Source organism: Dyadobacter sp. HNCC25DJ186, from assembly GCF_056895235.1.
In genome coordinates, this window is sequence record NZ_JBXHAS010000028.1 from 1 (window position 1) to 7,681 (window position 7,681).

Consider the following 7,681-nt stretch of genomic DNA (forward strand, 5'->3'; position numbering starts at 1 on the left):
TTCCTTGGCAGCGACTTCCTCAATTCGTTCCAGTTCCATCTTTTTCTCCAATTCTATCAATTGGAGTTTCAGAGCCTGGCGTTGGGTTATGGATAGTTTTTCATTCGAAAGCTGGGTTTCCAGGATCGTTTTCTGGGTAGCATTTTCTTTTGCCTGGCGCTCTGTACGCTGGGCATCTTCCAGCTTGGCAATGTCATTGATCCGCTTGGTTTCTTCGGCTACATGCTTGGCACGGTAGTCGGCTTCAAATTTTTCTACGGCGGTTTTGAATTGGGCACGTAAAGAAATTTCATAGTTAACTTTTACCAGGTCATCCGCTTTGGACTTTGTATTGGCAGCCAGTTTTTCATTTAATTCAAAAGCCAACTGAGCCTTTTTTCTTGCAAGCTCGTCTGTAATGGCATCGATGTTCGCTTTTTCAATTGCCTTATTTGCGGCAGCATTTGCCACAATTTTTTCTTCGGCTGCCCTTGCTGCTGCTTCTTTGTCCTGAGTTTCTTTTAATTTTCGCGCGGCTTCATCGGCTCTTTTATTTTCTGCAACTTCCTGCTGTTTTGCATTTTTTTCAGCACTCAACTTTGCCTGGCGGGCAGCTTCTTCCTGTTGTTTTTTTAGGTTTAATTCGCTGGTCTTGGCTGCGTTTGCATCCGCTGCAATTTGTGCGGCCGTTTTTTTTCTCGTTAGCTGCTTTGTCCGAAAGGTGTTTATCATTGGCAGCTTTCTGCTGAGCAAGGCTTTTATTGTTTTCATCGCCCACCATTCCAAAGAATGAAGCGACGGCGGATCCGGCTTTTTTCATTCCCTCCCAAAGTCCGTCGATAACATTACGGACGCCTTCAACATTTTTGTAAAGCGTAATCAGTCCCCCAACAAATAAGGCAATAGCCGATACAACCAAACCGATCGGGTTTGCTGTCATGGCGGCATTCATAGCCCATTGGGCAACCGTTCCGGCTTCTGTCCAGATCAACCTGCCTTTTTCGGCAGCTGCCAGCCCGATGGCCGACGCGGTTGCTGCGATGTTTGCGGTGTTCAAGGAAACCAGGGCCACACCCAGGGCAATAAACGCTTCTTTGTTTTCGGTGATGAAACCAGGAATTGCAATGATTCCTTTAACCAGTGCGGCAAATACCTGAATGGTGGATTCAACTGCCGGTAGTCCTTTATCAATCAGGATACTGTAAAAGCTGGTTATTGCCGGGGCCAAGATTTTACCAACACTTGCACTTGTATTCAAATAGGCGGCAGCCAGTTGTTTTTCTTTGAATTCCAGCGTTTCATTATTTTTTGCTGCCATTTTATAAGCTGCATCCGTTCCGATCAAAGCGGCTGTAAATTCCTTCACCTGTTCGCGGTGAGTTACCAGGTGCTGAGCTGCTACCACGTTTTCAGTTCCGAACATTTTTGCTAGTTCGGCCGTGGATAGGTTACGCTTACCCAGGTTTTCCATGGCCTTGTCCAGCCCGACAATCTGCGGGTTCAGATCTTCGGAGCTGCTCATCATTTTGATAAGAATGTTCCGGAAAGCGGTTCCTGCCTGCTCGCCTTTGATGTTGATGGTAGAAAGGGATTGGAGCGCGCCGTTTGTTTGTTCAAAGGATACACTGGCAGCACTTGCAACGGTCCCAGAAGCTTTCAGGGCACCGGTCATATCTGCAATTTCAGCGGATCCGACTTGCGCACCGGCTGCGATGGCATTTATGAAACGCCCGGCGTCGGAAGCCGGCGCATTGAACTGATTGAGGGCACCGGCCATTAGTTCAGTGGCGGGTGCTAAATCCAGCTTTCCAGCTTGTGAAAGGACTATGGCCTCTTTTGTTACCGCTGCCAGAGATGCAGCGTTTTCGGTCAGGTCTGATTTGGCTGATCCCATGGCCTGGTAAGCGGCCAGCATTTCGTCGCCGGTCTTTCCCATTTGAGGCCCCAGCTCTTTGGCCTGGTCATTCAAATATTCAAGATCCTTACCGACGATGTTGGTATTGGCGCTTAATTCTTTACTGGCAGCATCAAACTTTTTAAAGTTTTCGATGCCATCGGAAAAGAACTGTTTCAGCATTTGGCCGGCTTCCAGGATTGCGGCAAAGGTGAAGGCGCTTGCAATCCAGGTTTTCAGATTTGTCCAGATGCTTTGACTTTCTTTTACTTCGTCTGATACCCCGCGCACGTCCTGCCTGACATTGGCCAGACGGTCATTTACATCTTTTAGCTCTTTGGTTTTTTCGATGTATTCAGCGGTTCCGGGCGTCAGATCCTTGATTTCCTTATTCAGCTGTTTAGCATATCCTTCCAGCTGCTTGACGGTCATCCCGGCATTGCCCATCTCTTCACGGGTCTTTTTTATTTCCGCTTCGAGCTCTTTAATTTCCTGCTTCGAGTCGGTCCATTCTTTGGTCCCGCGTTTCAGGTCCTCCTGGGATTTCTTTACTCTGGCCAACTCGGCTTCCAGTTCACCCAGGGCATTTAAGGCCGGTTTTCCATTGATATCGAAATTCCAGACCGAATTTTCAACTAAATTCATTGTGAATAAAAAAAGGTACGCTACTAAATTGTAGCGTACCTTTTTGTGTGAGTAGGACGGGAATCTATATTGTTAAGACAGATTTAATTGGCTCCCAAAGATGTTTGACAATATAAATTCCTCCAAACAAAAAACGATCAGTTAAGAATGCAGAGAGTAGGGCCATGATAGACACTATGATCCATGTCTTTGTACTTATTCTGCTCGTTTCTTGTGGTGGATTCAATAAAAAGGAAACGATAATCCAAAACCAGATCCAAGTAGACAGTCCCCAAAACATACCTGCTAGCGCATTCCGGAATGAAAGCCCTAAAAGCCAGGGGCCTATAATTACACATCCGAGAGAAACAATTGAAGCAAATGTCAAGATCCCGACTACCACTCTTTGTCCTATTCCATTTTCCTCAGTAGTTTGCGAAAATTCAAAATTTAAGTTCAGGTCAATAACTTTGTTATATGGTATTATTACCATACTTCCAGGGATTTCTTTAAATCCCTGGAAGCTAATAGAATATCTTTCTGCCGCAGTTAAAACGATTGTATCTAACTCGCCATTACGATTTAGAGTATATTCAGTCAGAATACCTTTAATAACTTTTGGTCTTTCTTCTCCGGAATCCACCAGGATATGAGCCGATCTAGTCTCTACCTTTCTTCTATTCTGATTAAAACCAGACATTTGTAGTACCTCCCCGGAGAAGTAATAATGCCAAGTATTAGAAAATCGTAGTGGTACATATTTTATGTCCAGCTTTAATCCTCGTACTATAAAAAATGCAAAGCGTCCAAGGATAGCGGACAAAACTATCGAAGACACTAGATAGCCTAGTATTTTCCAGAGATCATACTTCTCGAAATTCTTTGGTATCTTGTTGTCTTTGAGATCAGCGTATGCAGAAATTAGACTATCCTTAATGTCCAGAATTGTAAAATCGAACGATCTACTGTAAGCAAGATAGGTAAATATCTGAACAATAATACCCCAAAATATACTTGTTATTAGCCTGTCACCGAAGGTGCCAGATCCAAACTGATTCGAAAAAGCATCAGAAAAATAGAACCGTTTAGCGAATGTTCCAGGAACAACGATTAAGACAATGAAAATAATCGGTAGAAGCGAAAGGCCAGGGATTTCCATATTCGCGTCTATGAAACCAACGTGATGCTATTACCGTTTTCAAGTTTTACCTCTTCCTTTTCACTTCCTTTACTAAGTTTATCAACGGCGTTTAAGTAAGTTTTTCTATCTTTTGGATTAGATAGAATCACTTGGACCTCGGGACTGACAAGCTCAGTATTAGAAGGAAAGTAGCTGCTGAATACATACCGAACAGCGTAATAAAGCTCCTTTATTGTATGCATATACTGATTTGAAAAAAGGTTAAAAAATCCTTGTTGCAATTACAAGGTACTTTCACAAATATAACACTTGAAATGAAAATACAATTCAAGTGTTATATTAAATTGTAATAGTCAAGTATTGAAAATCAATACTTGAACCTGAAATTAAACTATATAGTTTCTAGTACTATCAATTGTTAAAATTGTCGATGTATTTCTACGAATTCAAGCCATTGTTGTATGCAATCTCAAAACAAACAATTCAACTATATTAGTAGTATTCCTCTTTGTCATAAAACGGCCTCTCATAATATTCCTTCATAGCCTGCATCATCACCGGAGGAAGTTTAGTCATGAGGTATATTGATATCTCAGAATAAATTTCCCCCTTATTCACATTGTAAAAGCTGTTGCCACGCCGTTTTATAGTGTTTTGTTGCATAATCGTGCGGCCCATCCCGTAGGCAACCCTGGTGAGCGCGCGGTCGTATGTCAGCTCATTTTTTTGCTTGCGGCCGATGTGATAACCTGGTACGTACAGCTGCATCTCTTTCCCGTTGACCGAAACGGTTTCATTCTTAATAAACTTATCCACTCCCAGTTCTTCCACAAACTCGTTCAACATTTCTGTATTCGGAAATTTAGAGTAGCTAATCTGGCGCATATCTTTAAAACGGCCATACCCACGCATCCCCATCCGGAACGACGCTTCCAGCTGATCGGTAATAAATGACCGTTCTGAATACAAAGAGTTTTTTAACTGGTCGGTCAGAGATACGCCGGCACTTTCCATATCCTTACGCATACGTCGCACTCCCTCCGTAAAAATCCGGTCACAGGCTTCTATTACCTGGCTTTCAAAAATCCTCTGAATTTCAGGCGTAACCTCAGACATACATCAGGCCATTTACGGGTATCGTGACATCGATATCCACCAGCCAACCCTGGACATTTGCGTTTGCTATTTTACCTACCGGTAAAAGTTTATCGTGGAAAATATTAAAAATAACCTCATAATCTTGTCCATCCACTTCGGTCACTTCGGCGGCATACCACTCTGATGCAAGACGAATGAGGCCGATTAAACGCAGCATCTTTTTCCAGGTTTCGTTCCTGGCTTCAAGTTTCATGTCGGGCGTGAGGGCTGCGGATCCCATCTTTTTGATGATCGTGACGGTACAGGCAAATGTCGCGCAAGTAAGCCCGGCCGCATTGTCGGTTAACGGGGTTTCGGCAACCTGGTAGGTGCAAATGTATTGATCCGGTTTTACTTCACTTTCAAACAGCTTAGCCATTTCCTGCAAGCCGTCTGGACCGCCAGAAAGTGAGCGCGAAATGTCAATGCCTGAAAGATTACGGACTGCGTGCTGGAAAAATTCTTTCAGTGTAATCAAATCGGTGATCACTACCATACCGTTGTTAGTACTCATATCCATTGTCTTGGTTATCGCGGGATTCTTCCGCGGTGATTGTATCGTCCAGGGCAGCGGCATAGACCAGGTGGGCGTATTGTTTACCCACATTATCAAAATCGCCGAAATGGCCTTCTTTTGCGATGTTTTTAATAAGCATGATCCAGCCGCGGCCGTCGCCATAACGCGGCTGCGTGTCACCACCGAAAAGGCCCTCGTACTGTTCCAGAAATGATTTTGCCTGCACTTCAAAATAGGACAGTATAACCATTTTCATTGACATGTCCAGCGTAGCCAGGGCCGCAGACCGCTTCATTATCCTGGCTTCATTGAAAGGTTCGCGGTCGTCACCGGTCCAGTCGGGTGATTTTAAGAATGCTTTCAGATCCGGCCGGGCAGGTCGGCATAAAGTTGAGATCAGGCGGTCCAGTGCGGTAGGATCCGGCTCGTCGGGATCTGCGAAATCAGTATAGGCAATAAAGGCCATGGATAATTCCAGGGTCGTGGTATCTGCAAAATTTTCTTCCGGAAGAATGTAATCCACGTCCTCATGCTTAAAACTTAGAAACGGCCGATCAGCCGGCGCTGTAAAGATCCATTTGACCTAGTTTTTCAACATTTCCCATTCCAGCGGGTTCATTGTCCAGCTTCCCCATGCACGGGCAGGAATATCGAAAGCAACCTGGACCAACATTTCAAAAATCTCGTCTGTGATATCCTTTGGCGATAACCTGGAAAAGGCGATCAGCTTGGCAACCATTTCAGGCTGGCACTCGGCCCAGCTGGCAGGCGCCTGGTAGGTTTTGTTTTTGTAAGTTAAAATATCCATCAGGCTGGCTCTACAATAATGATAAGTTCAGGATCGCCCCAGTTGGTTACGATGTTGGCAAACCGGTATGTTTGAGGACCATTTAAAACCGGGCTTGTCTGGTTTTTTGATGGGATCCGGATACGGTAGGCAAGCTGTGGGCTGTTTGAAAAAATAATCCGTACGTCTATGTTCCTGGTTGCAGCCGGTAGCGTGTTTTCAGCGTAACGAACGCTATTATTTCCAGAATAGGCGGTATTGGAAATCATTTCTGCACCATCGATGAGTACGGCTGCAATCGGATTGTAGGCGCCGCCGATCTGGCCGTTCGCGTCGCCGATAGCATTGTTGGTGATACCCAAACGGATATTGACAGCCGGGATGCAGTTACCATTCAGATTTGCATTTTCCTGCGTATCCATCGCAAGCCAGGCGGCCTGGGCTTTTGCCTGTGCATCGGCCTGACTAAGCTCTGAGCCGTAAGATCCGGCCGGTAAAACAATTGTCCAGGTTGTGCCCACCTGACCATTGGCACAAGTGGATTTTTTCAAAAGAGACGGACCTGAAATAGTCGTATTTAAAAACGGTGTGGTTTGTGCTTCACAGGCACCGGTAGCCCAGGGCGGGATATATCCTTCTGTTCCCGAAATATTGGATTTCGTGGTGATGGGACGGACATTTTCGCCAGAATCCAGGTAGAATTTTACCAGCTCGTTCACTAACTGTTTTCCGGTTCGGATCCCGTTTGCATCCAGCTCACAACTCACAGACCATTGTTTCCAGCCCGTTTGGCGTGTTACTGGCACAATTTTCGGCAGCTTGCTATATCCACCAATGCCGTTGGCATAGGTGAAACCAAGACTTCTTTCGACCGGCCACTCGGTATTACTCTGCGTCAATAACCCGTTAAAATTAGGGGTCAGCGGGATAAACTCTTCACCATCGACGATGAAAAATTCTTCTGATAATGCCATATCTTCCAGGTATTCCCGGTAGTCTGCATTCAGCCAGTTTCCAATATTGACGTTTACCGATCGCTGGCCGGTGACGTTATTAATCAGTGCCTCGGAAACCGTTGGCAAATAGTCGTAATCGGTGAACCGTTCCAGGAGCTGACGGCTGATACTAATGGATTCGCTGGCGGATCCCACACAGCGGATCGTATCATAACCGCCCAGGCTATTTTGGAAAAGAATGTATTTTACTGACTCATAGACAAACCTGTCTACGCGGTAAAAACGGGTTTCGCTAACCTGTTGCCCGTTTTCATTTGATAACCAAACTTCATACCAAATGACCTGTTGCGGTTTGGCTTCCAGTTTCAATTCGGAGAATCCTACCGGCACGGAGTACACCGTCATGGGCGTTACGTTGTCTACGGTTTTGGCTGTGAAAGTCTCAGCTGAATTATCGGAATAAAATACCCGTACACGTAGGTTTAAGGACTTTGGCGAAGGTGTGAAATTGGTTAAGAAATAAATCCGTTCGGGCTGATCGGTACGGACCAGTTTGCCATCAGGCTGCCAGGTTAAAAATTTGCTGAGCTGGCCGCCGATCACCTGCGTAAAGAACACGTCTTTGTACATCGAATAATGGCGCATG

9 protein-coding genes are annotated in these 7,681 nt (G+C 45.1%); all 9 read right to left on the reverse strand.

What is annotated here, in order from left to right:
- Positions 1–576, reverse strand: a 576-nt coding sequence (locus tag AC1XUO_RS29360) for a hypothetical protein (RefSeq protein WP_483333467.1), incomplete at its 3' end; no start/stop codon positions are given.
- Positions 566–2,518 (reverse strand): phage tail tape measure protein, encoded by a 1,953-nt coding sequence (locus AC1XUO_RS29365; protein WP_483333468.1) that lies wholly within the window; start codon positions 2,516–2,518, stop codon positions 566–568. The genes AC1XUO_RS29365 and AC1XUO_RS29360, both read right to left, overlap by 11 nt.
- Before the next feature lie 64 nt (positions 2,519–2,582).
- The gene (locus AC1XUO_RS29370; protein WP_483333469.1) at positions 2,583–3,656 is read right to left on the reverse strand and encodes a hypothetical protein; all 1,074 of its coding nucleotides are present in this window, start codon (positions 3,654–3,656) and stop codon (positions 2,583–2,585) included.
- Between the two features lie 8 nt (positions 3,657–3,664).
- Positions 3,665–3,880, reverse strand: a complete 216-nt coding sequence (locus AC1XUO_RS29375) for a hypothetical protein (protein ID WP_483333470.1) — start codon at positions 3,878–3,880, stop codon at positions 3,665–3,667.
- A 250-nt stretch (positions 3,881–4,130) separates the two neighbouring features.
- Positions 4,131–4,754 (reverse strand): hypothetical protein, encoded by a 624-nt coding sequence (locus AC1XUO_RS29380; RefSeq protein ID WP_483333471.1) that lies wholly within the window; start codon positions 4,752–4,754, stop codon positions 4,131–4,133.
- Positions 4,747–5,289, reverse strand: a complete 543-nt coding sequence (locus tag AC1XUO_RS29385) for a hypothetical protein (protein WP_483333472.1) — start codon at positions 5,287–5,289, stop codon at positions 4,747–4,749. Before AC1XUO_RS29385 ends, AC1XUO_RS29380 begins: the two co-directional genes overlap by 8 nt.
- Positions 5,279–5,815, reverse strand: coding sequence for a hypothetical protein (locus AC1XUO_RS29390; protein WP_483333473.1), 537 nt, complete (start codon positions 5,813–5,815; stop codon positions 5,279–5,281). The genes AC1XUO_RS29385 and AC1XUO_RS29390 overlap by 11 nt, the downstream gene beginning before the upstream one ends.
- A 60-nt stretch (positions 5,816–5,875) precedes the next feature.
- On the reverse strand, positions 5,876–6,100 hold the full coding sequence (locus AC1XUO_RS29395; RefSeq protein WP_483333475.1) for a hypothetical protein: 225 nt from the start codon (positions 6,098–6,100) through the stop codon (positions 5,876–5,878).
- A partial coding sequence (locus tag AC1XUO_RS29400; protein ID WP_483333476.1) for a DUF5977 domain-containing protein occupies positions 6,100–7,681 on the reverse strand: 1,582 nt, incomplete at its 5' end. The genes AC1XUO_RS29400 and AC1XUO_RS29395, both read right to left, overlap by 1 nt.